This is a genomic window from Mariniblastus fucicola (assembly GCF_008087665.1).
GTDB classification, from domain to species: Bacteria; Planctomycetota; Planctomycetia; order Pirellulales; family Pirellulaceae; genus Mariniblastus; species Mariniblastus fucicola.
The window spans coordinates 5,196,924-5,222,865 of the sequence record NZ_CP042912.1 but is presented as its reverse complement, the minus strand read 5'-3'; the positions used below and the strand labels follow the sequence as shown (position 1 = coordinate 5,222,865).

Here is a 25,942-nt window from a genome sequence, read left to right as displayed (position 1 = left end):
TCATCTGAAGATGGTGCCCGACAGCAAGTCATTGCGCGAGCACCTGCGAGAACGTTGTCGTGAGATTGCGGTGACGCTTGATCGCAGCAATCCGCCATCGAAAGATGAGCTCGAAGCAATCTCGCGAAAGATCCTTGCGGATGAGAATCAGCCGGAAGGATTTCTGGGTTGGATCATGGTCGTGCTCTCGAGCGTGTTCTGGGAAGACCAGATCAAAGGCATCCCGCACTCACGCCGTCTGTTTTTGCTGCCGCACTGCCTGAAGCACGCCGAAGGTTGTCCGGCCGATTACGACGAATTTGGTTTGGCTTGCAAGACCTGTGGAGCATGCAGCATCGCCGATTTCCGCGGCGCGGCGGAAGAGCTTGGTTATAAAGTTCTGGTCGCCGAAGGATCACCGATTGTTTTGAAGATCATTGTCAGCGGACACGTCGATGCGATCGTGGGCGTGGCATGTTTGAACGTGCTGGAAAAAGCCATCGACAAAATCATGTTGGCTGGAATTCCCTGCATGGCCGTGCCGCTGCTCTCCAGCGACTGCCGCAATACATCGGTCGACGAAGACTGGGTTGAGCAAATGGTTCGCGTGCCGCACGCCGAGGTGCAGACTCAGACCAACAGCTACATTCACTTGATGCGCAAAGCATCGACGCTGTTTGAACACGATGTGTTGGAGTCGCTGGTGCCTCGTGTTCGCGGCGGGAAATCGCTGGCGGAATCGAACGGCCAGGGTGTTGGCGGACTTGATCCGTTGGCTGCGACTGAAGCGATTGCTTATGATTTTTTGACCGCTGGCGGAAAATACTCTCGTCCGTTTATCACGATGGCGGTTTACGATGCCGTCACCGGTGGCGCGGCGACGAAGTCCGATGGCGATAAAGTCATCGAAGGCTGGGACGATTCAATTTTGCATGCCGCGATGTCGATTGAAACATTCCACAAAGCGTCGTTGGTTCACGACGATATCGAAGACGGTGATGCGTTCCGCTATGGCGATGATACGCTGCATCAAAAATACGGCATTCCGACGGCGATCAACGTGGGCGACTATCTGGTCGGCATGGGCTATCGTCTGGTTAGCCGAAATCGAAAAACACTGGGGGCTGAAACCGCGGCGGACATTCTTGATACGCTGGCGGATTCCCATCAACGGCTTTCCGAAGGCCAGGGCACGGAATTGATCTGGCGTGACGCGAAAGATAAATGTCTCAAGCCGATTGATGCGCTGAAGATCTACGCACTCAAGACCGCGCCGGCGTTCGAAGCCGCGATCATGAGCGGTTTGCGTTTGGCGGGTCCGACCGATGACTTTGCGAGCCCAGTGCGGGCTTTCGCCAGAAACCTTGGCGTTGCGTTTCAGATTTTGAACGATCTGAAAGACTGGGAGCATGACGACGAAAACAAGCGTTCGCTGGGAGCTGATTTGCTGGGCGGACGCCCGACCGTTTTGCTGGCACTGGCCCTGGAGGGTTTGAAAGATTCTCAGCGGGAAGAGCTGGTTTCTCTGCTGGCAGACGATTGCGAAAAGTCCACCGAAACCCGGTTGTTAAGGGCGCGGCATTTGTTCTTCGAGGCTGGCGTGTTCGAAAAAGCCTATCGGTTGGTCGACAAGCACCAGCAAAAAGCTGAGGAAATTGCGGATTCGATCGAACCCGAATCGCTTCGTCGGTTGTTCTATTACCTTGTGGACACGGTTTTGGATCGCACGACCGAAGTCAAGCCAACGATCGACATCACTCATTTGAGTTATGAAGAAGTTTTGCCGATTGTTAACAGGTAGGCGTCGGTATCAGGTTTCACGCCTGTGATTTTGCGATGACGTCCACAGGCGATTAGCCTTCTATCTGATTCAACATTCATCCAGTGTGCGCCGACATCGTGAATCCGACTGAATTGCCCCAGGTTGAGCTCGACGAACTGATCGGGCTGTTCTTTCCCGACACAGATTCGGGAGTTGGCGTGTTCCACGAAGTCGATGCTTCCGAGATGCCGGCCGACGCGAACAGGTTGCTCAATCACTGCGAGCACATGACGGTCACGATCGAGGATTTTCACCATGGTGAAGTCGACGTGAAAGTCCTCGAAGAGCACGACAGCGACACGCACTACTCGCGAAAGATCTTGCTGACGCGAAAGTCAGACGGCGGCGTGGTTCAGTACGGCATCGTGCGGCTTGATATGTCCACGTTGCCGCAAGTCGTTCAGGATCAGATTCGCGAACGGAAAATTCCGCTGGGCCGAATCCTGATTAGCCACGACGTGATGCGTGCTGTTCGCCTGGAGAAACTGTTTCGCATCGAGGCCGGTGAAGAGCTGGCGTCCTGTTTCGGTGCTGATCCCGGAGCCGATATCTTTGGTCGCACGGCCTGGATGTTTTGCAACGGCAAGCCCGCGATTGAGCTGCTTGAGATCGTGAACTTGGGCTGAGCCTGTACGTCTATTTGCACATGCGTGGCACGGTGGTCTCCACCGTGAATGCGGATTCTTACGCAACGCATGACAATGCAGCAAACGGTGGAGACCACCGTTCTAGGATGATGATCGCGATCACAGGCTGGAAGCCTATGCCACCATCCGCATGCCACTAAGCGGTGGAGGCCACCGTTTCGCGAGTTTACTTCAGCTCTTTAATGAAGATGTTGCGGAACCGATAAGTCTGGCCTTTCTCGCCGTGATGCTGGATTCCGATGAAGCCCTCGGCATCGGTGTCGTCTTCGACGTCCGTAACCTTCACACCGTTAAGCTCGATCGAGATCTTGTTGCCTTTGCAGGTGATCTTGTAACGGTTCCAGTCCGTTCGCTTGAGCGCGCCGCGTACTTCCGGCTTGGCGAAATGAGCCTGTGACTCTTCGGCGTACTCCAGCATTTTCTTGTCATTGGAACGCCCTTCCTTGCTGGGCCAAACCCATCCGCGGCGACCTTCGTCGTACAGTCCAGCCGACCAACGACGATCCGAGCCATCGCATTCCGCCTGATAGCCGTAGACCCTGTTGGGCTCAACATGACATCGAAACATCACGCCCGAGTTGGCTTGGCCTTCCGGAAGATTGATTTCGACAAACAGAACAAAATCAGAAAACTTCTTTTCCGTCACAAGGAAGAATTTCTTGTTGGCGGTCAGATGGATCTCGTTGTTGACGACTTTGGCCTTTCCGAAATCGTAAGGGTTGCGCCAGCCGTCCAAATTCCTGCCATTGAAAAGCGGCGTGAAGCCACGTTGAGCCATTTGCCGTTCCGTTTGAGTCGGCTGTCTCAACGTCAATCTTCCTTGGGTCTTCAACGGCCATGTATCGGTTCGGAAAAGCGAAGCCGGTAGATCGCCAGAGTTCACCAGGTTTGCGCCTTCCGGATTCGCTGCCCAGGCATAGCGAGCAGCGACGGGTTGCGGCGCTTCGGCGCTGCTGAGCTTGATTGTGTCCTTGGCAACGATCTCGGCCTTCGCCCAGTGCCACTTCATGTCCGAGCCAGCGACTTCGAAACGTTTCAGTTCTTCGCCGTCACGCGACTTCAAACCGGAACCAACGTGATCCAGCGTGACCAGAATGTGATCGTCCGCAACGCTGTGGCTTTTGTAGAGCGGCGAAGAAAAGACTTCCAAATCTTTGTCGTAGTGTTTTTTCAACGCCAGCAATGCCAGTCGATGTCCTACGTCGCGTTTGTTTTTTGGGTGAATGTTGCTGGTGTCTCCGATGTCATTGATCACCGCGATGCCACAGTTTGGAATGCTCTGAGCCACACGCGTCTGAAAATGTTGCAGCTCAGCCCATTCGCTGCGAATTCCAGGTTGGTCGGTCGGTTTCTTGAAGTTCGCCAATTGAACGATGTAGAACGGCATGCTCTCGTTGTTCCATTTGGCTCGCCAATCTTCGATCAAAGCCGTCAGCAAGCTCTCGTACTGCACTGCTCGACCCGCGTTTGATTCTCCCTGATACCAAATTGATCCCGCGACCGCGTACTTTGTCCAGGGAGCAACTTTTTGGTTGTAGATTGCGCCGGGAAATCGAGTGTCCAGTTTTGGCTGGCCCTGCATTTGCGGTCGACGCGGGAGCTTTGGTTTCACTCCTTCCTTCGTATTGGCAACGATCTCGTCACGCTTGGCTTTCCATTTCTCCATCGCCGCTTCGAAGCGGGATTTTGCGGCTGCGGCATCGTAGTTTGCGTCCGTGTTGTCCCACTCTTCGACCAGAGGAATTGCGTCTTCAACGGTCAACAGTTTCTCGCGACTGGTGAATGCCTCTACCGGTTTTCCGCCCCACGACGTATCGATCAAACCAACGGGGACCTTCAACTCTGCGTGTAGTTCGCGACCAAAGTGAAAACCGACGGCCGAGAAATCCGCAGCGGTGTTTGGCTTGGCTACCTTCCAGTCACCTCCACAGTCCGTTTGAACGGTGTCTGAAGTGGCAGAATCTGTTTTAAAAAGCCGGACCAGCGGCAGGTCAATCTGATCGATCATTGGATCGCCAGTTCGTTGCAGCGTCCACGCCATGTTGGACTGGCCGGAACACATCCAGACTTCGCCAACCAGAACGTCATTTACAGAAATCGTTTCGCCTTCCGAAGAAGTCACTTTCAGCGTCGCCGGTTCAGTGGAAATTTCCAGCGGGGCAAGCGAAACGCTCCAACGCCCGTCGCCATCTGTCTCGGTCTCGACCGATTGGTCGGCAAACGAAACCGAAACTTTCGAATCCGGCTTGGCAGTGCCCCACACGGAAGTCGATGCGCCGTGTTGCAAAACCATGTGATCCGAAATTGGAGCCGCAAGCTTCAGCGTCTCTGCATCTTGCTGGGCACAAGCCAGAGATTGAAAGAGGCAAACAAGGAGAATCGCAAAGTGTTTCATCGTGGCACCAAATGGAAAGAAGTTCGATTTGGTCCATCGTAACCGAAATTCGCCCATCGTGGCGACGAATTGAATTTTGCTACTACTCGAAGCGGTAGCCGAATCGATTGATGTCGCTCGCGTAAGTCGACGCAACCAATTCCCGAGTCCGATCTTCGTATGCCGAGCGGTAGTCTTCTTGTTGTGTTCGATTCAATTTTGGCAATCGAAAAGGAATGCTCAGTCGCTGACAAACGAATCCGAAATCGCTTGCAAGGTTTTCGAACCGACCTACGAAATCAACGACCGTTTGGCCGCGGTGAACCAGGAATGATTCCTGAGTTTGAAATCGACCGTCGCAACGCCATTGAACGTAGTCCGCGAAACCTGAAAGCCGCGATACTTCAGCGTGGTCCGGGTGCGAACCGTGTTTGCGGATATGCCGAAAGTGGGACAGTTCCCAATCCCAGGGGTTTCTCACGAACGCAAAACTGAACAGTCGATCGAATTGCTTGCGGCCAATTTCGCCAATCAAGTCACAGGCTTTGACGTGATCGCCGCGACTTGGCGGACCGAACTGGGGCACGCCGATTCGTTTGAAAACAAAGTTGGCCGATTCGTGCCACGACGGCATTGCGTACCGGCGGACCGCACGCTTGATGCTGGTGCCGGCGGTTTTAAAGATGTGCACGAACACGAATTGTCGGGAGTTGGAAACGATCATGCATCGCGAAATATCATTTCGCCGTGATCGGGTCAAGAGAAATGCTCTTCGGCGGCGGAACGGGCCGCGAATTGTCGGACTGAATTTGTTCGGCGAATCGCGATTGAGCTTCGATTGCGAACGCCAATCGCTGGCGAATCGAAGGATGCAGCCCGCTTCGTCGATCCACCAGTCGTGGGTAGATCACCGCCATTTTTTCGAGCGCCGTGAGCACCGCGTCGGCTGCTGTCACGTATTGTTCGGAGGACGAATGCTTCTTTATTTTATGGAGCGATTCGATCGCGAACTGGTCGGCCTCGAACTCCATGCTGCGGAAAATGGTTCGCGAGATAACCAACGAATAAACCATGAATCCGACAGCAGGCAGAAAGGGAGTCAACGCCCCGACGCTGCGGGCAAGCAGATCGCTGGACGCAATCCCGGCGTGCAATCCAATACCGGATGCATGGTCGATCGCCAGAAGGAACAACGGAATCAGCACCATCGCGATTCGCCGAATGCAATGTCGGTGTCGAATGTGCCCGATTTCATGCAGCACGATCGCATCGACTTCTTGCGGTGAGAACTTTTTCAGCAGCAAGTCGCTGACGAGTACAACTTCCGTGCCCGGGACGATTCCGACAGCCGCCGCGTTGACGATCGAGTCATTGGTCTGCCAGATGTGAACTTTCCTTGGACGCAAGCCGGAGCGAAGAAACAGGTTGTCCATTCGCGATTTCAGTTCAGGGTCTTCCATTCGTTTTGTTGACCAAACCAGCAGCATCAGTTGCGGATAGAAAAGCGTCGACGCCGTGATGATGATTCCGGCGACACCCCACAACAACGTCTGCCCCGTCGGCGACAATTCACTTCGCACCACCAGGGCAAAGCAATCGGTCACCAGGAAAGCAAACAGAATCGGTGCCGTCACCATGACGACTTGCATCCGCAGCCACAGTCGAAAAATACTGGTTCTCGTTTTGCTTTTTTTCAGTGTCCCGTCCGGCGCAGCGAAAATGAAAATGGCCCAGGATCCGATCAGCCCAATCAAAGCCGGCGCAATCAACAGCAACTCGTCGGCCAGGGGAATTGTTTCACTCCATGCGGTCGCGTGAACGACATCCAACCATTGAATCCAGACAGCGATAGAAATGGAAGCCACGGTCCACACGATAGAATGAGCAACGACCATGGTGCGGAATCGGGGGAACCAGTCGCTTGATCGCTCGTTTCGGTGGCGGCTGCGGCCGATGCACATTTGAATCGCCGCAAATCCAGGAGCGACTCCCGTCAGTAGCGCGGTCATGAAAGCGGTCGCAAGAGTGTTGCTGGATTCGCTCGAAGTGTGGACTTCTCCCCACAAGATGGACAGAAGGATGACGATGGCAATCAAAAGGCTCATGCGTGCCAGTTTATTCGGAAACGCGAGCAGCCCTTTGCGGAAACTCCGAAACCCCAATCGCCCCGGTTTTGGTGCTCGGGATGCAACGGTTGTGACGCAACTGCTGCTGACCAAAATGACGCACGCCACATCTGCGAATCGCGGAATTGCATATTTTTTCTTGTCCGGAAACGTTGAAGTCACATGTTTTGTTTTCGAACGGACGATGTGGCACTACAATAGGATCGACGTCCGCAAAGCCGCATTCAGATTGAACTGCAAACATGACGAGCAAACTTTCTATGCCACGTTTCATCAACACCTTCGCACTGGCATTCTTCGCGACGATGACATGGGCTCAATCGAGTTGTGAAGCTCAGGATTCGATTGATTTCTCTCGCGACATCAAACCGCTTCTGGCAGAAAACTGCTTCGCCTGTCACGGCACGGATTCTGAAACACGTGCGGCAGACTTGAGGCTCGACGAGCGTGATGCCGCGGTCGATGCGGGCGCGATCGAGCCCGGAAGTGCCGACGAAAGTTCAATGATTGAACGGCTCTACACGGAAGATCACGATTCGATCATGCCGCCGGTGGACTCGGGAAAGAAACTGTCCGACGACGAAAAGGAATTGCTCAAACGTTGGATCGAAGAAGGAGCCGAATACCAAAAACACTGGTCGCTGGTTGCTCCGGAAAAACAGTCGCTTCCAAAAGTCAACGACAGTGATTGGGTTCGAACCGAGATCGACCAATTCGTGTTGGCGCGTCTGGAATCAGAAGGATTGAAGCCGGCTGCCGATGCAGGCGCCCGAACTTTATTTCGTCGTCTGAGCCTGGACATTAGCGGATTGCCCCCCGCGGTTGAAGACTTGCAGGCTTTCGAGAAAGACGTTGCCGATCGCGGCGACGAAGCAGTTTCCGAGTGGATCGACAAGCTGATGGAGCGTCCTTCATGGGGAGAACATCGGGCGCGCTATTGGCTCGACGCGGCTCGCTACGCTGACACGCACGGCATGCACTTTGACAACTATCGGGAGATGTGGCCGTATCGCGATTGGGTCATCCGGGCCTTTAACAGGAATATGCCTTTCGACCAGTTTACCGTCGATCAGTTGGCTGGTGATTTGCTCGAAAACCCGAGTGATGAACAACTCGTTGCAACGGGATTTCAACGCTGCAACATGACGACCAACGAAGGCGGCACGATCGATGAAGAAAATCGGGCACTCTATGCGGCAGATCGCGTGCAGACTTTCGGTTGGGTGTATCTTGGCTTGACGACCAACTGTTGCCAGTGCCACGACCACAAGTTCGATCCGATTTCGATCAAGGATTACTACTCACTGGCAGCCTTCTTTCGCAATACGACCGAGCCGGCGAAAGATGGAAACGTCAAGGACGGCAAGAGTGCGACGATGAAAGTCTATGCCGAAACGGATCGCAAGCGTCTGGAAGAAATCAAGCAGGAGTTGTTGGCTGCAAACAAAGCCAAACAGGACTATCGCGATTCGTCGTCTGAGAAGTTTGCGTCGTGGTTGGGCACCGTGAATGCCGTCCAGGGCGACCATCCAGAATCAAAGTACGGTCCTGAAGTTCAGCCGACGCTGCAAGTTCCGCTTAACGAGGGCCAGGGGAATTCGGTCACCGCGACGATCGGAATCGACGAAACGGTTGTGGCCAAAGAAGATTTCCAATGGACCGAAGATGGGAAGCTTGGTCCGGCGATTACGCTCAAACCCGGCAAGACGGTTGAGCTGGGGGCGTTTCCGGATTTTTCGTTCGACAAACCTTTTAGCTACGGCGTGTGGACGAAGGCTCCGAAAAAGTTTGGCGGCGTTTCTTTGATCGCGAAAATGGATGAAGCCGCGGCTCATCGCGGTTGGGATCTGTGGCATCAGAACGGCCAATTCGTGGCTCATATTATTGACCAGTGGCCGGGCAATGCGATGAAGGTTCGCACGGTCAAGAGTCTGTCGATTGAAAACAAGTGGCAACACGTTTTCGTGACTTACGACGGGACGCGGAAACCGGAAGGCGTTCGCATTTACGTTGATGGCGAGCTGCAGAAAACCGAAACCGAAGCGAACACGCTCAAGCCTGTCGCCAGCCTCGAAACGAAGACGCCGTTGAAAGTTGGCCAGCGTAGTTCCGGTGCAATTTACGACGGCGGGCAGGTTCAGGACGTCCGGATTTACGACAAAGCTCTCTCTCAGGACGAGATCAAGTCCGTGATGGCGATCGGAGCCAATTACGTCGAGGCTCTGATTTCTGTTCCCGCAGAAAAGCGAACGCCGAATCAGGAGAAAGCTCTGCTGAGCTATTTTCTGAACAAGATTGACGCGACGTTTCCAACGCTGACCAAGGCCGTGGCGGATCTGAAACAGGAGCGTAAAAAGATCGAAGCCAAAACGCCGATCACGCACATTCAGGTGGAAAAGCCAGACATGATGGCGAAGACCAATGTGCTGATGCGAGGCGCCTACGACAAACCGGGTGACGAAGTGGTTGCAGCGCCGCCGGAAGTTTTACATCCGATGCCCGAAGGTGCTCCGGCAAATCGACTGGGCCTTGCGAAATGGGTCATCGATCCGGCGAACCCGCTGACTGCTCGCGTTACCGTGAACCGTTTCTGGCAAGAGTTGTTCGGGCATGGCATCGTCGCCACGTCGGAAGACTTTGGCGTGATGGGCACGCCGCCTTCGAATCAGGCGTTGTTGGACTGGCTGGCAGTCGACTTTCGCGAGTCCGGATGGGACGTGAAACGGCTGTATAAAAAGATGTTGTTGAGTTCCACGTATCGTCAGGCCGCAAACGTGACGGCTGAGAAACTGGCCAGAGATCAGGACAACTCGTTGCTTTCCCGCGGTCCGCGTTTCCGCATGGATGGCGAGATGGTTCGGGACTACGCACTCGTTGCCAGCGGGCTGTACAACGATCGAATGTTCGGTCGTGGTGCCAAGCCTTACCAGCCGCCAAATGTTTGGGAAGTCGTCGGGATGCCGGGAAGCGACACGCGTCGCTATGTGCAGGATAAAGGCGACAACGTTTATCGCCGTTCGCTGTATTCGTTCTGGAAGCGGATGAGTCCGCCGCCGAACCTCGAAGCGTTCAACGCGCCGAATCGTGAAGTCTGCACTGTGCGGCGAGAGCGGACGAATACGCCGTTGCAAGCCCTTGTTACGCTCAACGATCCGCAATTCGTCGAAGCGGCACGTGTGCTTGCGGAAAAAGGTGTCAAACACGGAGGCGACGATTGGAGCTCAACGTTGGATTTCGTGGCAGAACGCACGCTCAGTCGAACGTTTAGTGACATTGAGTCCGGAATCTTGAAAGACGATTTTGACGCGTTCTTTGATTTCTATCGCGAGAACACGGGCGATGCCAAAAAACTGTTGGCGATCGGCCAGGCGAAAGCGGACGATAGCCTGGACGTGGCTCAGCTTGCGGCGTGGACGATGGTCTGCAACCAGTTGCTGAATCTCGACGAAGTTTTGAACAAGTAAAAAAGCGGCGGGACAGGCCTCCAGCCTGTGCTGCCATTGAAAGTAAGAACATGAATCCGATCGAACAATTCAATCAACTTCAAACGCGACGCCAGTTTTTCGCAAAGGGAAAGCACCTGCTTGGCGGCGCTGCGTTGGCTTCGTTGATGGGGAACTCGCTGGCGGGAAAGGCGTTCGCTTCGCCGGTTCCCGACGTGCGGATGCCGCATTTTCCCGCCAAAGCCAAACGCGTCATCTATTTGCATATGGTCGGCGGTCCGTCACAGATGGACCTGTTTGACTACAAGCCAAAAATGGACGAGTGGTATGACAAAGACTTGCCCGAATCGATCCGTAAAGGCCAACGTCTGACCACGATGACCAGCGGCCAAACCCGATTTCCGATCGCTCCGACGAAGTATAAATTCACGCAGCGTGGCGAATGCGGGATGTGGATGAACGAAACGCTGTTGCCATATCTCGGCCAGAAAGCCGACGAAATCTGTTGGATGAAATCGCTGCACACCGAAGCCATCAACCACGAGCCTGCGATTGCTGCGATGCAAACCGGAAACGAAATCACCGGTCGCCCCTGCCTTGGATCCTGGGCATCGTATGGGCTCGGCAGCGAAAACGAAAACCTGCCGGCTTTCGTCGTGCTCGTCGCGATCCCCAGCAATCGCGAACAGGAACAGGCGATCTCATCGCGGCTGTGGAGTTCCGGCTATTTGCCTGGAAAGCACGCTGGCGTTTCCTTTCGCAGCAGCGGCGATCCCATTCTGTACATCAACAATCCCGATGGCGTTCCGACGGCGATCCGCAAACGCACAATCGATGGGCTGAACCGACTGAACAAGCTGAACTTCGAAGCCATCGGCGATCCGGAAACGCATACCCGGATTCAGCAATACGAGATGGCGTTCAAGATGCAAGCCAGCGTTCCCGAGCTAACGGATTTGTCGAGTGAGTCTGAAGCCACGTTCAAGCTTTATGGCGAAGAAGCCAGAAAGCCTGGCAGTTTCGCCAACACGGCGTTGATGGCTCGTCGACTGGCCGAACGTGGCGTTCGATTTGTTCAGGTCTATCACAATAACTGGGACCATCATTCCAACGTCAACGCTCGCATGCCCAGCCAGTGCAAAGACGTCGACCAGCCCTGCTTTGCGTTGCTGGAGGATTTGAAACAGCGAGGCATGCTTGACGATACGCTGGTCATTTGGGGCGGCGAGTTCGGACGTACAATCTATTCGCAAGGCGGGCTTTCGAAAGACAACTACGGTCGCGACCATCATCCGCGTTGCTTCACGATGTGGATGGCCGGCGGCGGTTCTCGCAGCGGCCAAATCTATGGCGAGACCGATGATTTTTCTTACAACATCACGAAAGATCCGATTCATATCCGCGACTTCCACGCGACGGTTCTGAAGTTGATGGGTTTCGACCACAACAAGTTCAGCGTCAAGTATCAGGGGCTTGATCAGAAGCTGACGGGTGTTGAGGAAGCTCACGTGATCGACGATCTGCTGGCCTAACGCGTCGATCGACAGGTTTTTGCTGTAGCGTTTCGCGTTGGTCTACTTCAGCCTGCTCTGCACTTGTTTAACGGCAAGCCGTAGGCGACTGCGATCATCCTGTGGTGCTCCGTCGCCTACGGCTTGCCGTTAAACGAGTAGCTTGCTGCCAGACCAATGGCTTCCAGCAAAAGGTGGCATAGGCTTCCGGCCTGTGATCGTGCTGCACTGCCTTTCTCGAACTTCCCCTGCTGCAATGACAGGCTGTAAGCTTGGCCCGCCTTGCAACCGTCGACAACCTTGGCGGGAACTCTTACCATGTACGCTTCCACCAAAAAGGACGCGACGTGCCACTGAAAAAGAACCAAATCCACCAAGGCGACTGCGTCAAACTGTTGGCCAAACTCAAGCCCGAATCGGTCGACATGGTCTTTGCCGACCCGCCGTTCAACATCGGCTACGACTACGATGTTTACGACGACTCGCAGTCCAGCGAAAAGTATCTCCAATGGTGTGGAGAATGGATTCGCGGCGTACATCGGGCCCTCAAATCCGACGGTACTTTCTGGTTGGCGATCGGCGACACCTACGCGGCCGAACTGAAAATCGAAGCTCAGAAAGCCGGCTTTCACTGCCGCAGTTGGGTCATCTGGTACTACACTTTTGGCGTCAACTGCGTCAACGGATTCAGCCGCTCGCACACGCACATTTTTCACTTCGTCAAAGACAAAAAGAAGTTCACGTTCAACCGCAGCAATCCGCAGATACGCGTCAAGTCCGCGCGGCAACTGGTGTACGCTGACAATCGAGCCAACCCGGCTGGCAGGCTGCCCGACAACACGTGGATCATTCGCCCGCAGGACGCGCCCGAGTCCTTCAGTCCGAATCATGATACGTGGTACTTCACCCGGGTCGCCGGCACGTTCAAGGAACGCGAAGGCTTTCACGGTTGCCAAATGCCAGAGCAGCTTTTGGCGCGAATTATTCGGTCATCGAGCAACCCGCAAGATCTGGTTTTGGATCCGTTCGGCGGTAGCGGCACGACTCTGTGTGTCGCGAAAAAGTTGGCTCGTCAGTGGATGGGTTTTGAGCTGTCTGAAGAGTACGTAAAACACATTGGCAATCGGCTGGAGAAAACAGGCATCGGCGACGCGATCGATGGCCCTGAAGATCCGATCGAAAGTGCGCCCAGCACGGCCAAAGGTAAACGGCGAAAGAAGGGCTTTGATGACAAAACGATTGACGCCGTCGTTGAGTCGTATTTGACTGCTGGCGAAGGGTATCCGGTTGACTATTTGTTGTGTGACAAGGATCTGAACAAACGGTTCATCGACGATTGCCTCTCGAAAGGCATCGGTGGAAACGCGACGGTTTGGAATCGGTTGCTGCTGAGTTTGCGAAAGTCGAAAAAGCTCCCGGCTTCCACGAAACGTGTGCCAAAAATTTCCACGTCCGACCAGAGTAGATACAGCTACGCCAGCGAGGTGGCTTGGCGATTGATCGAAGTCGACTTTGGGGTCTCGCTCGACGAAATGTTTTGCTCTCCCGAATCAGCCGCCTATTTTGATCGAATTGCGTCGGAATATGGTCCGCAGGACGCAGAGATTTCTTCGACTGACTATCGACGGGCTGCGATCGCGATCCGCAAACAGGCTCGAAGTGCGCGTCGCATCGCGGCCGAGCGAAACGGTGAATTTTCGAAGCGTCGCTTGTCCCGTGTATCCATCGAGAAAATCGACAGCCCGAAATACGAATGTCCGGGCGTGTTTGTGATCGCCAGCGGCGAGGTCGATCTGTTTGCCGGCGAAGCATCCAACTTGCGCCAGCATGTGACTGCGCTATTGGACAATCCACGTTGGGAGTCGCTGGAACCAGATTCCGTATTGGTGCAACTCGGCGAAGCGAAGTTCTCCTCGGAGTACATGGCGATGAAATCCGCGGTTGTTGCCAAACGACGTCCTTTGCTCAACAGCAACGTTTGGATGGGATCGTAATTCTTTGAAGTTTGCGCCGGAGTGTCAGCATCCTGACGCGCATGCCTTCTTATTCCGCCACAGATCGCAAATGTTGGAACTCGCTTGCGAACTGATGTAAAATCGAGCATCACTCGAACCACATAAAACCGCCAAACCATTACGGACTCCTGATGAAAAAATTGATCACCTGTTCCATAGCCGTCTCGCTGATCGTCGGCTTGGCTCCACTCGCTCAAGCCCAGGACAAAGCCAATCAGATCGAACGCTCGATCGAAAAACTTGATGACGGACTCGACGCTCTGATCGATGTTAATGCTCCGATTGAAGTCATCTCAACCGGGCATCAATGGTCAGAAGGCCCGGTTTGGATCAAGGACGGAAACTTTTTGATTTGGTCCGATGTGCCAAGGAACAAGATCAGCAAATGGGACCCGGAAACGGGTGAGACCACAGTCTTTATGGATCCAAGTGGCTACGACGGACCGAAAACGAAATGGCGCGAGCCCGGTTCAAACGGTTTACTGCTTGGCAATGACGGTTTGCTGCACGCTTGCGATCACGGCAACCGCCGGGTGTATCGCGTCGAGAAAGATGGTACGAAAACGACGATTGCCGATCGCTTCGAAGGCAAACGATTCAACAGCCCGAACGATCTGATCATTCACTCCAACGGCGATATCTACTTCACCGACCCGCCGTACGGACTCAAGGACGAAGCGTCTCGGGAGATCGAATGGCATGGTGTTTATCGCATCAAGCCGGACGGCAGCGTCACGCTGTTGACCAAAGAGATGACTCGCCCGAACGGCATCGGCCTTTCTCCCGATGAGAAAACGCTCTACGTGGCTCAATCCGACAAAGAAGCACCGGTTTTCCAAAGCTGGCCAATCAAGGACGACGGAACGCTCGGTGACGGCAAAGTCCTTTACGACACATCGCAGTGGGTCAAGAAAGGCGATCCCGGAATGCCCGACGGAATGGCGGTCGACACGCAAGGCAACATCTGGGGCACCGGTCCTGGCGGCGTGTTGATTATCTCGCCGGAAGGCAAGTTGCTCGGCCGAATCCTGATGGGAAAGCCGACTGCGAATTGCGCGTTCGGTGACGACGGCTCAACACTTTATATGACTTCCAGCGGTTTCATCTGCAAAGTTCAAACCAAAGTCAAAGGCCTGCCATTCAAAGACTAGGGTCCGCCTGGCTGGCTGATCCGAACAGTACGGGACGTGCGGGCGATTCTGTCCGCTCGTTCAATATCCGTAGGCCAGAGCTTAGCCGACTTAGTAGCTTTGCCGCGCGTGCGGATTGACCTGCAAGCCCTTGGTTGGGTCCAGAGGCAAGTCAAATCCGCTTGGTCGACCGCCGACAATCGGAGGGCCAAGGTCGGTGCTTGGGTACGGGTCATGGATGACGGCTTTTTCGCGTTGCATGCCAATCGTCCCAGGTGGTCCGAGGTTCAAACGCGTTGAACCGCAGCCGGTAAGCTGAACAGCGAGCGCAAGGATGGCCAATCGGGAGAATGTAGATTGGCTTTTTCGTGCAGTGCTCATGCGCGCACTGTGACAGAAGTTGTTTCCGCCGCAATAGCAGATCTGCTGGCATGTTTTCCAATGACAGATTGCATCCAGCTGCTCCATCACCACAGATTGGAAACCTACTCCACCGGTTGGACCGAATCAAAGATCCATTTCAAGTACGAATCGCTTCCGCCAATGATTGGCGTGACGACGATTTCAGGTTCGTCGTAACTGTGCAGTTCGCCGATGGTTTTGATGACGGTGTCGACGTGATCTGACACGGTTTTTATCGAGCAAGCGTGCTCGGAGGACGATTCGACTTTTCCGTCCCAACGATAGACGCTCTTGATCGGACCGCTGATCTGACAGCAAGCAGCGAGTCGATTCTCCAGCAACGCATTTGCAATCCGTTCAAGCAAATCTTCCGCATCGGCGGTCGTGGAAACGATGACTGGCAGGTTGCGTTCCATCGAAATTTACGCCGCATTCAGGTAACAGTAGTCAAACAAAGCCTTCCATTCAGCGAACGCAATTTCCTGCGTATCATCCGAAAGCGAACCGTTGCGATACTCCTGCTGGCATCGGTCCACGAACGCGTACGGGTCAAAGCCATCTGTCACGTCGCCAAACGCCTGATGCTCGCCCGCCCGGCGATACCAGTACTTCGCATTGGAAAAATCGCCTTCGGTGCGATGCATGATCGCATGCCACCAGCTTCCTTCTGCCGAATGGATCGACTGGCTGATCTCGTGCGACTCGTGCAGAAAATTGTGCAACAGCCACAAACCCGACTTGCAACACTGAGCCAACTCATCGTCTGCGATTGAGCTATCAAACAACTGATCTGCTGAAACGCTGCGGAGTTGAGCAGCGAATTGGTCGTTGCCAGCAGGGTCAACATCGCGAGCGTACGCCAGAATTGCTTCCTGAGTCAAAAACTGTTGAGCCACGGGGTTCATGAAATCTGGGTGGATTGAGCGGAGCGGGTGAAATGCCTGATTCCGGCATTCTGAAACACGTTTGGCTTGATGGCAAGTCTGGCTTGCTTGCGTTGTGCCGGACTCCTATACTCCGCCGCCCGAATTACGGATTCTCCCCGCTGTCGCACTGCCGGCGGGATGCGGAGTATCTTTTTCAGTCGACGCCAAACGTTGGAAACTTGAACTTCACCAGCGACAATTTGAAACGCATCGTGACGTTGCCGTTCCTCGTGGTGCTATGCGCGATTTCGATTTTTGTCGCTCCAGATTTGAGCGGGCAGAACATCAGTTTTGCCAGGCCGGATGTCGAGCTTCCGATCACCATTCAAGCGGATTCGGATTCACGTTGGCACTCCGGGATCTACGAAGTCCTCCACCTTCGCGGCAATGTTCAGATTACCCAGGGAAGTTTAAAAGCCAGCTCCCAGGAAGCCATCGTCTGGGTAGAAGTACCCGCCGACGACGTCGACATTGACTCGCCCGAGTCAGCGTTTCGGGTCATCGTTTATCTGGAGCAGGATGCCACGATCGATCGTGCCGGGAACTCAAGTCGCATCGCTGATGATTCGATTCTTGAGAGACTGTTCACGCGTTCGACCGTTGCGCTAAAAACCTCCACGAAAGAAAGTGCCGATAAAAACTCGCCGATCTACCAACGCGCCTTCGATCGGCTTCAAGCAAATTTGAACTCGATGAGCGTTGGCTGGCCACGGTCGGATACCAGTCGACTGCAGCAGACTCAGTTTGAAGAACGCAATCCAATTCTTGTCTCGCCATTGACCGGTGAGACGATGAGGGCTCCGGCGAGTCTGCCCGCGCCATCTTCTGTGCCGTCGGTCATGGAAACGCAGATGCAGGATAACTCGCCGTTCAGTGCTCCGTTTCAATCATCGCAAGATTCGAATTCACAGCAAGGCATCTCGGTGCCGATGCCGATGGCTGATGCATTTTCGCAAGCCTCCGGTCCTGGCAGCAGGGATCGGGTCGGGGAAGTTGGGCGTCGGGATTCTACGTCGCCAGTCAATCTCACGTCTCGCATCAATCCGGACAACGCCAATGAACGCTACAGCATTGCTGAAGGCGGGATTCGAATCGTAATCGAAAGCGACGAAATCAATCGACTGGCTCCGTTCCAGGGCGATCGAACATCGCGATTGACGATCCTTGCGGACAACATCGTTCAGTGGACCACCGAGTTGCCAGACGGTTCTTCGGTTCGTGAAATGTACCTGGACGGCAACGTCGTGTTCGCCAAAGACGGTCGCACGATCGAAGCCCAGCAAATGTACTACAACGTTGATGCCAGACAGGGAACGATTCTCGATGCTGAAGTGCTGACGAAAGTTCCAGGCTATGCCGGGAAAGTTAAACTCAAAGCGGACGTTTTGCAGCAGTTGGATGAAAACAACATGCAGGCGATTGGAGCCGCGTTCACGACCAGTCGACTGGGCTTTCCGCGGTATTGGTTGCAAAGTGAAGCTCTTTCTTTGACCCGCGAACCGACGCCGCTGTTCGACGAACAAACCGGAGCACAGCTTTTCGATCAGACGACAGGACAGCCGGAAGTTGGTGACGACTACTTCGTGCAAGCCGAAGCCAATCGCATTTACGCCGGGGGATTGCCAGTCTTCTACTGGCCGAAATTCAAGACCAATCTGTCCGACCCCGGATCGTACGTGCGACGCTTTCGTATCGGCAACGACCAGATCTTCGGTTTCCAACTGGGCACCGGCTGGGACATGTACAAGCTGCTCGGGCGGCGGAAACCGAAAGGCACGGACTGGATCGGAATTCTGGACTATCTGAGCGACCGCGGTTTGGGTTTTGGAACCGAGTTTTCCTACAAACGCAATGGTCTGTTCGGAATCGCCGGGCCGGTGGACGGAGTTTACAAAAGCTGGTTCATCAATGACGACGGAACTGATTTTCTCGGTCGACAACGTGGCAATCTGGTTCCTGAAAAAGAGTTTCGCGGTCGCAGCGTGGGCCGACATCGGCATGAGTTTGGGCCGGGCAATGTGCTACGAGCCGAATTGGGATACATCTCAGATCGGAACTTTCTGGAACAATACTACGAACGCGAATGGGACACGGCCAAGGACGCCACGACCGGGATCTGGCTGGAGCGAAACATTGGAACGCAAAGCTTCAATCTGACCGCCGACTATCAGCTCAACGACTTCTTCACGCAGACCAGCTGGCTGCCGCGCGTCGATCACTTCATGATCGGCCAGCCGTTATTTGGTGATCGGGTTGTTTGGCATAACCACACCAGCGCCGGTTACGGTCGGATTCGTGTTGCCGAAACGCCAACCGACGCGACGGATGCGTCGCAGTTCGATCCGCTGGCATGGGAAGCAAATGCGACCGGCGTACGATTTAACTCGCGTCACGAGCTTGATTTTCCTGTGCAATTGGGGCCGACAAAAGTTGTACCCTACGTGATGGGCGAGTTGGGATACTGGCAAGAAGACGTGAACGGCGACGATGCGTTGCGAGGCGTTGGGCAGGTCGGCGTGCGAGGCAGTTTGCCGTTGTGGAAAGTCAATCCGGAGATTCAGAGCACGTTGTGGAATGTGAACGGTTTGGCGCACAAAGTTTCGTTCGACTTCAATGCCTTTGTTGCCGACGCTTCCCAGGATCTTGACCGGTTTCCACTTTACGACCCACTCGATGATGATGCTCAGGAGCATTTCCGGCGTCGATTCCTGTTCAATACATTTGGACTGGGTGCCGGTGATGACGTGCCGTTGCAGTATGACGAACGCTACTACGCGCTGCGATCAGGTTTGCAGAGCAATGTGACCAGCCCGTCTGCTGAAATCGCAGATGATCTTGCCGTGATCAAGTTGGGTGCACGGCAGCGATGGCAAACGCGACGCGGTGCTCCAGGCAAGCAGCGAATTGTTGACTGGATCACATTGGACGCAAAAGTTTCTCTTTTTCCAAACGCAGACCGGGACAACTTTGGTGCTGATGCCGGAATGTTTGATTACGACTTTCGCTGGCACCTTGGCGATCGGGTCACTTTGTTGTCCGACGGGTTCGCAGACTTCTTTAGCCAGGGATTGCGAACGGTTAGCGTAGGTGCGTATGCCGAACGGCCAGAGGTCGGCAGCGTGTACCTTGGCGTGCGTTCGATCGAAGGTCCGATTAGCAGCAATATTATTTCTGCATCTGCGGTCTATCGCTTGAGTGATACGTGGGGCGTCAAAGGTGGTGCTCAAGTTGATTTTGGTGAAACGGGTACGATTGGAAACCGGTTGGGCGTTGTTTACATCGGCGAATCGTTCTTGTGGGAAGTCGGATTCAATTACGACGCGAGCAGAGATAATCTCGGCATCCGGTTTGGCTTTGAGCCCCGGTTTATTGGCGGCGGAAGGATTTTCCGTCCCGGTGGTGTTCCGATTCAGGCAGCCAGTTCGCGGTGGTTGGAGTAGCGGCGGTTTCGCTGTTTCCCGATTGGGGTGGTCGGTTGATGTCGCAATTTAGTGCGAATCGGGAGGTTCGTTCTGCGTCGACTTTTCTTTGCCAGCGTGGCTGATCGGGTTTCTTTCCGAGTACCGAGTACCGAGTACCGAGTTCCGAGTTCCGAGTTCCGAGTTCAGAGTTCAGAGTTCAGAGTTCAGAGTTCAGAGTTCAGAGTTCAGAGTTCAGAGTTCAGAGTTCAGAGTTCAGAGTTCAGAGTTCAGAGTTCAGAGTTTCTTTTGTTGCGCTGAATGCTGGCAATCGGCGCTTGGCGAACCTCTGTTCTTTGCGGCGACGGGCGTTGCAAGACATCATGTAAAATGACCCAAGCGCGCAGAAAAAACCCGCCAGCTGAATAAATCCAGACTGGGCGGGCTGCTGCGATGTATCGACTGCCGAGGCGCAGGTCTGCTCCAAGAGAAAGCGACCCGACGCTATCGGTTTCGCATCTCTTCGCCACGGGCTTCCTTCAAAGCCGCTGCTTCCCGAGCAAGTTTGAACTCAGGGCCTTTCTGGAAATATTGCACATCATCACGCAAGTAGTAAGCACTTGGTAACGTCTGACCGCCAACGCTAGTTTGGCAGCCAGTGCACAACATGCCCAAGCCGAAGCTGGCGGCAAGGATAGTACAGACAAGAGTGTTTTGTTTTTTCTGGGATTTCATGGTTTGGAAAACTCCATTCTTGCGGCCCGTGGAACTACATACACAGCGACAATCTCGCCACGGGATAACCGTCACAAGTTTTATCGTCTGCATGACTGTCCAACTTTGAACCATTTGCACAAAAAACCCGTACAACTTCGCTGGCCTGAATCTGGCGCCGAACCGGGATCGCTTTCGCGAACTGCCTGTTTTACCTCTGTTGAACGCACTGGTAAGATGGGGAGGGGCAATGTTCATGGTGACGCAACGTTACGACGCCGATACGCTTGAATTAGTCGACAAGCCACGTCGCAAGTTTCTGTCACCCCGGGAGGCATCATGCTGCTGCAACGACGAAGTGCTGTCACATTTCTATTGATATTCGCGAGCTGGTTGGTGTGTGCAAGTCATCTGCGTGCACAGACTCTGCGAAGCAGCGGAAGTCTACCCAAAGTCTCGTACTACCAGGCGTTCTCGCTATACAAGAACGGCGATTTTGCCAGAGCCGGACGGGATTTCCAGCGCGGGTACACAACGGCCTATCAATTCGGCGACCAACGCTTTCTGGATTCCGTCTGCTATCTGACCATGATGGGCGAATGCCACTATCACGTCGGAAACTACGCTGACGCGATGGTGAATTACGATCGAGCCCTGAAGCTATATCTTTCGTTTAACAATTCAGGATGGCAGTCGCGGATCCAGTCGCCGACCACCCTGCCAGTCGACACTGGCGCGTTCATGCGATCCAAAGTCAACTGGGGCACGCCGACTCGAAATGCCAGCATCGCCAAGATGCCATCCAAGTTCATGGTCATGTTCGGTCGATTGGACGCTCCGCTGGTGTTTCAGGAAGGAGGAGCCTGGGATCCGGCCAGACTTCGGTCCGTCGATGTAACAGAGATCATGCGGTGTACCGCGTTGGCCATGCACCGCCGCAAACATATTCTCGGTTCGATGAGTCGGCTGGATCCGTTGGCTAAACAGCTGCTTACCGGAGTCAAGGTTCGCGGCGCCGGCGATGGAAGCATTATGGGGTCCTACAACGGGATTCTTTCGGGCATCGCGATGGCGGCGATGGAAAGAAATGACGATGCCGCGCGAATGCTGACGAAGTCCCTACAAATCAACGGGCAGTTTGATCATGCGTTGACACCCGTCGGGCTGACCGAGTTAACCCGGATCGCGATGTCCAGCGGAAAGAAGTCGACGGCCGAAACGTTGGCGCTCGAAGCCAGTTACTCCGCGGGAGTTTTCAATCAGTACGATTTGGTCAACGAGTCGTTGTCTCTGGGAACGACGAACCATCTGCTGACTTTGAAGACACCCTACCCTCCGTTGGCGAATGCCATCCAGTGGGCCAATCGGGAAAAATACAGACTCACTCAGTTGTCACTGATCCAGCGATTGGCTGAATGTCACGCCGAGGCTGCCAACACGCGAGCGGCCAGAGAAGTCCTCGCGATGGCGAACACTGCCGACCGACGACGCAACACGTTGGGCGCTTCGGTTGCCAACGCCAGACTCAAATACACTTCGGCAATGATCGGTTTCACGGAAGGAAACTTTGCCGCCGGTCTGGCTGATTTGTCGGCAGCGTTGGGCCAGTATCAAAACGGTTCGCTTTGGCTGTTCCGTTTACGTCGAGCTTCTGACCTGATCTCCGCGGGCGCCGTTAGTGAACTGGAGGCCGACAAACTATATGGATCGTTGCTGCATGACCCGACCGATGCGGAATGGAGATTTGATCCGATCGAGCCCATGGCTTTTCTGACGACCGACCATGTGACTGCTATGGAGAACTGGTTCGACATTCTGATCCGTCGTCGACAATACGAACGAGCGCTGCAAGTTGCCGAACTGATTCGTCGCCATCGATTTTATTCAACGATGCCTCTCGGAGGTCGTTTGCTCGCATTCCGCCACGGGCTCAACGCGGAAACCAGTTCGCTCGATCCGGCGACCGCGCGTCAGCGTGAAAGTTTTCTCAGCCGAAACGGCGCCTATCAGGAATTGCTAACGGGAGCATTGGAGATTCAGAAACAGCTGGTAAAACTTCCGCTTTCACCAGAGCCTGACTCGGATGAAGCGCGGAACAAGAGCCAACTTTTGGCTCGTCTGGCACAAGTTTCGGCGGCTCAGGAAGCGTTGATGGCCAGCTACGCGCTCAGTCGGGAGCCTTCGAATCTCTCGTTTCCGCCGCAATTGCCACTGGAAAGTTTCAAGCGAATGATCCCGCCGGGAACACTTTGTCTTTCGACGCTCAACACGGCCAGCGGCTACCATCTTTTCTTTGTCAGCCGCGAGCGAATTCGCTACGTTCCGCTTGGCTCCACCCGAGGACTCAATCGGGCGGTGACCAAACTGTTGCGAGACATTGGTGCGATCGGCGGCGCTGCAACGGACGGCAAAACACTGACCTCGGAAGACTGGAAAGAATCAGCGACGGAGCTCAAGAGTGGAATCTTTGCCGAGATCCCGGACGAATCATTTGCGAACATTGTTGAGATGGTCGTGATCCCGGATGGGATGCTCTGGTACATGCCTTTCGAAGCACTGCCTGTCGAGTTCGACGGTGAGGAAAAAGTTCTGGTCGACCTGTGCCCGATTCGTTACGCACCAACGATGTTCCTGGCGGTAGAAGCACCGGGGGGATCGCAGTTGACTCGCAATTCGGTGGCCGTTGGGACGATGCACAATCGTGGCGAACTTGAAACGACGCTCGCTGAAGTCGAAGAGCTCAAGAAGAAATTTCCTGATGTCGAGACCTACCAGGAACAGTCCTCACCCAGCGGACTCGGTGCATGGCTGACGAACCATTTGATGGTGTGGAGCGAATCTTTCATTCCCGCCAACGGCTATGACTTTCGGCCCGTGCCGTTTGATGCTTCCAGTCACGCGACGATTCGATCGTGGATGGCGTTGCCGTGGTATGGACCGGAATACCTGTCGCTGCCCGGGCTGAGGACGTTCGGTAAAGGTCGCAAAGCCAATGGTTCGGAAATGTTTGTCACAACGGTGACGCTGATGGCGTCCGGTTCGCGCACCATCATGCTTCCTCGATGGCCCACCGGAGGCGCAATCAGTCTCGGGTTGTCGCGGCTGTATGCCGAAAATCTATCCGAGGATATGACCGGAGCGCAATCGCTGCGAAAGGCAATGTTGGCGGCTCGCGATTTCGATTTCGATTTCGAAAAAGAGCCTCAGGTGAAAAAAGAAAAAGACCCTGGCGACATTTCACCAGAGCATCCTTTCTTCTGGGCCAGCTTTTTCGTCGTCGACCAACCAAGACTCAAAGCCGCTGCCGTCGTGCCGCCGGACGCAAACCAGGCTCCTTCCAAACAGCCTGGCTTGACCACGCCAATGCCTCCTGGCAGGCAAGCACCGCCACCATCAATGGCTCCGAAAACTTCAGGCAAAGCCGGAGATCCGACGGACGAGACAGCTGGTGAAAAATCGGCTGACGGAAAAGAAGTTACTGAAGAAGCAGAAAAACCGGTCCCTGATAAGGATGAAAAGCCCAAGGCTGATCCCAGAAAGTCAGGCGGCGTGTTCTAGCGTCGCGCGAATTGAGGATCGGCAGGACGATCGGCAATTCGATTGGAATGTGAGCTGTCGCAGATAGCAGCGGATTTCTATTGCTTTGACGCTCGTCTTTCTGCAAACTGGAAGTCCCGGACGAAACAGCAATGGAGTCAACGCGGATGCTCAAACCAGGTGTGATTGGATTGTCGATTTTCGGGATTCTGTTCTGTGTTTTGCTTGCCACGCCGTCGCAAGCTCAAATCAAACGCGACGCAGTCGACACGCTGGTTCTATGCAACCCTGATTTGCAAACGGCACTCGCTCCGTGGGTTGAGTATCGCCGTCGCCAGGGACATCGCATCGCGATCCGATTTTCAAAGCCGACCGTTGAACAAAACAGGAAACTAATCGCCGAGTATGCCAAGGGCGACAGGCTGGAGAACATCGTTCTGGTTGGCGACGCCGGGGACCGCTGGCTTGATCCGAGAAAGCTTGTTCCGACCAATCTCGTGCCAGCCAAAGTGAACCTGTTGTTTGGCTCGGAACCGAATATTGCATCTGACAACCCCTACGGTGATCTTGACGAAGACGGTGTGCCGGAACTGGCAGTTGGTAGGCTGACGGCGGACACGCCCGAGGAACTGACTCAAACCGTCAATCGAATCATTCGATACGAACAGGAAGCCAACGGTCAACTTTGGCAGCGGAAAATCAATCTGGTCGCCGGAGTCGGTGGCCTTGGCCGAATGGTCGACTCCATTATCGAAAACACGACGCGGCAGATTGTTAAAGAGCTGATTCCGGCCGGCTACCAAACGAGCATGACGTACGGAAGTTGGACCAGTCCGTATTGCCCCGATCCGCGACGCTTTTCCGAAACGGCTATCGGACGATTCAATGAAGGCTGTTTGTTCTGGGTCTACTGCGGGCACGGAAATCGAGGCCAACTCGATCGCATTATGCTGCCTGACCAGAACCATCGAATCCTCGATTGCGAATTGGTCGATCAGCTTGATTGCAAATCCGGAAGCCCGATCGCCATTTGCCTGGCTTGCTATACCGGGGCTCACGATGGCGACGAAGACTGTCTTGCCGAGCACATGATGCGACAACCCAACGGGCCTGTTGCCGTTGTTTGTGGTTCTCGCGTCACGATGCCGTACGCCATGAGCATTCTTTCGGTCGAAATGATGAACGAGTTTTTTCGCGGCGAATGTCAAACGCTTGGCCAATTGATGCTTCGCGCGAAACAACGAATGGCGAAGAAGCCGGATGGCGACAACAAGTACCGACAGTCACTCGATGCGCTCGGTCAGACTTTCAGTCCGATGCCGAAATTGCTGGACGCCGAATGCCGAGAGCACATGCATCTCATGCAGTTGATTGGTGATCCGCTGATGCGGCTGAAACGACCGACAAAGCTTTCGCTGGGAATCAAAACTCCAACGCCTGACGTTGCGGTGGATGATGAACTGCCAACGTTCTCCGCAGGAGACACGATTGCATTGTCGGGTGCGACGGACAAACCGGGGACGTTGTTGGTTGAGCTTGCGTATCAGCGCGGACGACTGCGACACCGCCCGTCGATTCGGCATGAGTACGATTCATCGGACAAGGCGTTCGCAAAAATTCACGAAGACTACCTCAAAGCCCATGATTCGGTCGTGTTGCAGAAGCAGTTGCAAATTGGAAAGGGAGGCTTCGAAGTCGACCTGCAGGTTCCGGCTGGATGCAAAGGCGAATGCGATGTGCGAGCGATGTTGCTTGGAGCCGAAGACGCGGCGATCGATTCAGTCCCGGTCCGCGTTCTCTCTGATCGACAGTCGAGGAAGCTCAAGCAAAAGGCGATTGAGGAGAGTCGCGTTCGATCGGCACGTCTGGAAATAGAATAGGCCCTTGAGCCATTCGGCCTCAATCGGCGATGCCTTAA

At 54.5% G+C, this 25,942-nt stretch carries 17 protein-coding genes; 9 read left to right on the top strand and 8 right to left on the bottom strand.

Features of this window, described 5'->3' with window-relative positions; translation table 11 throughout:
* Positions 1–10 precede the first annotated feature (10 nt).
* Both MFFC18_RS19545 and MFFC18_RS19540 read left to right on the top strand, forming a co-directional pair.
* Positions 11–1,780, top strand: a complete 1,770-nt coding sequence (locus MFFC18_RS19545; protein ID WP_084416977.1) for a polyprenyl synthetase family protein — start codon at positions 11–13, stop codon at positions 1,778–1,780.
* A 98-nt stretch (positions 1,781–1,878) separates the two neighbouring features.
* Positions 1,879–2,427, top strand: coding sequence for a hypothetical protein (locus MFFC18_RS19540; RefSeq protein ID WP_238381209.1), 549 nt, complete (start codon positions 1,879–1,881; stop codon positions 2,425–2,427).
* Between the two features lie 187 nt (positions 2,428–2,614).
* Here MFFC18_RS19540 and MFFC18_RS19535 read toward each other — a convergent pair whose 3' ends face one another.
* The 3 genes from MFFC18_RS19535 to MFFC18_RS19525 all read right to left on the bottom strand — a co-directional run bounded on the left by MFFC18_RS19535 (position 2,615) and on the right by MFFC18_RS19525 (position 6,927).
* Positions 2,615–4,843 (bottom strand): family 16 glycoside hydrolase, encoded by a 2,229-nt coding sequence (locus MFFC18_RS19535; protein WP_162273924.1) that lies wholly within the window; start codon positions 4,841–4,843, stop codon positions 2,615–2,617.
* Between the two features lie 82 nt (positions 4,844–4,925).
* Complete coding sequence (locus MFFC18_RS19530) at positions 4,926–5,546, bottom strand: sulfotransferase family 2 domain-containing protein (protein WP_075083499.1); 621 nt, start codon at positions 5,544–5,546, stop codon at positions 4,926–4,928.
* A gap of 13 nt (positions 5,547–5,559) precedes the next feature.
* Positions 5,560–6,927, bottom strand: a complete 1,368-nt coding sequence (locus MFFC18_RS19525; protein WP_075083498.1) for a M48 family metalloprotease — start codon at positions 6,925–6,927, stop codon at positions 5,560–5,562.
* Between the two features lie 281 nt (positions 6,928–7,208).
* Between MFFC18_RS19525 and MFFC18_RS19520 the strand changes: the two genes are divergently transcribed.
* Positions 7,209–10,412, top strand: a complete 3,204-nt coding sequence (locus MFFC18_RS19520; RefSeq protein WP_202907517.1) for a DUF1553 domain-containing protein — start codon at positions 7,209–7,211, stop codon at positions 10,410–10,412.
* 50 nt (positions 10,413–10,462) lie between these two features.
* Positions 10,463–11,923, top strand: coding sequence for a DUF1501 domain-containing protein (locus tag MFFC18_RS19515; protein WP_075083495.1), 1,461 nt, complete (start codon positions 10,463–10,465; stop codon positions 11,921–11,923).
* A 116-nt stretch (positions 11,924–12,039) separates the two neighbouring features.
* Here MFFC18_RS19515 and MFFC18_RS19510 read toward each other — a convergent pair whose 3' ends face one another.
* Complete coding sequence (locus MFFC18_RS19510; RefSeq protein ID WP_075083494.1) at positions 12,040–12,222, bottom strand: hypothetical protein; 183 nt, start codon at positions 12,220–12,222, stop codon at positions 12,040–12,042.
* A 27-nt stretch (positions 12,223–12,249) separates the two neighbouring features.
* Here MFFC18_RS19510 and MFFC18_RS19505 point away from each other — a divergent pair, with 27 nt between their 5' ends.
* Both MFFC18_RS19505 and MFFC18_RS19500 read left to right on the top strand, forming a co-directional pair.
* Entirely contained in the window at positions 12,250–13,896 is a 1,647-nt protein-coding gene (locus MFFC18_RS19505) for a DNA-methyltransferase (protein ID WP_238381208.1), read from the top strand.
* A 152-nt stretch (positions 13,897–14,048) separates the two neighbouring features.
* Entirely contained in the window at positions 14,049–15,068 is a 1,020-nt protein-coding gene (locus MFFC18_RS19500) for an SMP-30/gluconolactonase/LRE family protein (protein WP_075083493.1), read from the top strand.
* 90 nt (positions 15,069–15,158) lie between these two features.
* On the opposite strand, the gene MFFC18_RS19495 is transcribed toward MFFC18_RS19500, so the two are convergent.
* The 3 genes from MFFC18_RS19495 to MFFC18_RS19485 all read right to left on the bottom strand — a co-directional run bounded on the left by MFFC18_RS19495 (position 15,159) and on the right by MFFC18_RS19485 (position 16,354).
* On the bottom strand, positions 15,159–15,428 hold the full coding sequence (locus tag MFFC18_RS19495) for a hypothetical protein (RefSeq protein ID WP_148618997.1): 270 nt from the start codon (positions 15,426–15,428) through the stop codon (positions 15,159–15,161).
* Positions 15,429–15,532: 104 nt separating this feature from the next.
* Positions 15,533–15,865, bottom strand: coding sequence for a divalent-cation tolerance protein CutA (gene cutA / locus MFFC18_RS19490; RefSeq protein ID WP_075083492.1), 333 nt, complete (start codon positions 15,863–15,865; stop codon positions 15,533–15,535).
* Positions 15,866–15,871: 6 nt separating this feature from the next.
* On the bottom strand, positions 15,872–16,354 hold the full coding sequence (locus MFFC18_RS19485; RefSeq protein WP_075083491.1) for a hypothetical protein: 483 nt from the start codon (positions 16,352–16,354) through the stop codon (positions 15,872–15,874).
* 32 nt (positions 16,355–16,386) lie between these two features.
* Between MFFC18_RS19485 and MFFC18_RS19480 the strand changes: the two genes are divergently transcribed.
* Entirely contained in the window at positions 16,387–19,815 is a 3,429-nt protein-coding gene (locus MFFC18_RS19480; protein WP_075083490.1) for an LPS-assembly protein LptD, read from the top strand.
* Between the two features lie 462 nt (positions 19,816–20,277).
* On the opposite strand, the gene MFFC18_RS19475 is transcribed toward MFFC18_RS19480, so the two are convergent.
* The gene (locus tag MFFC18_RS19475) at positions 20,278–20,508 is read right to left on the bottom strand and encodes a hypothetical protein (RefSeq protein ID WP_148618996.1); all 231 of its coding nucleotides are present in this window, start codon (positions 20,506–20,508) and stop codon (positions 20,278–20,280) included.
* Between the two features lie 318 nt (positions 20,509–20,826).
* Here MFFC18_RS19475 and MFFC18_RS19470 point away from each other — a divergent pair, with 318 nt between their 5' ends.
* Positions 20,827–24,045, top strand: coding sequence for a hypothetical protein (locus MFFC18_RS19470; protein WP_075083489.1), 3,219 nt, complete (start codon positions 20,827–20,829; stop codon positions 24,043–24,045).
* Between the two features lie 146 nt (positions 24,046–24,191).
* Positions 24,192–25,904, top strand: coding sequence for a C25 family cysteine peptidase (locus MFFC18_RS19465; protein ID WP_157665088.1), 1,713 nt, complete (start codon positions 24,192–24,194; stop codon positions 25,902–25,904).
* The last annotated feature ends 38 nt before the right edge of the window (positions 25,905–25,942 follow it).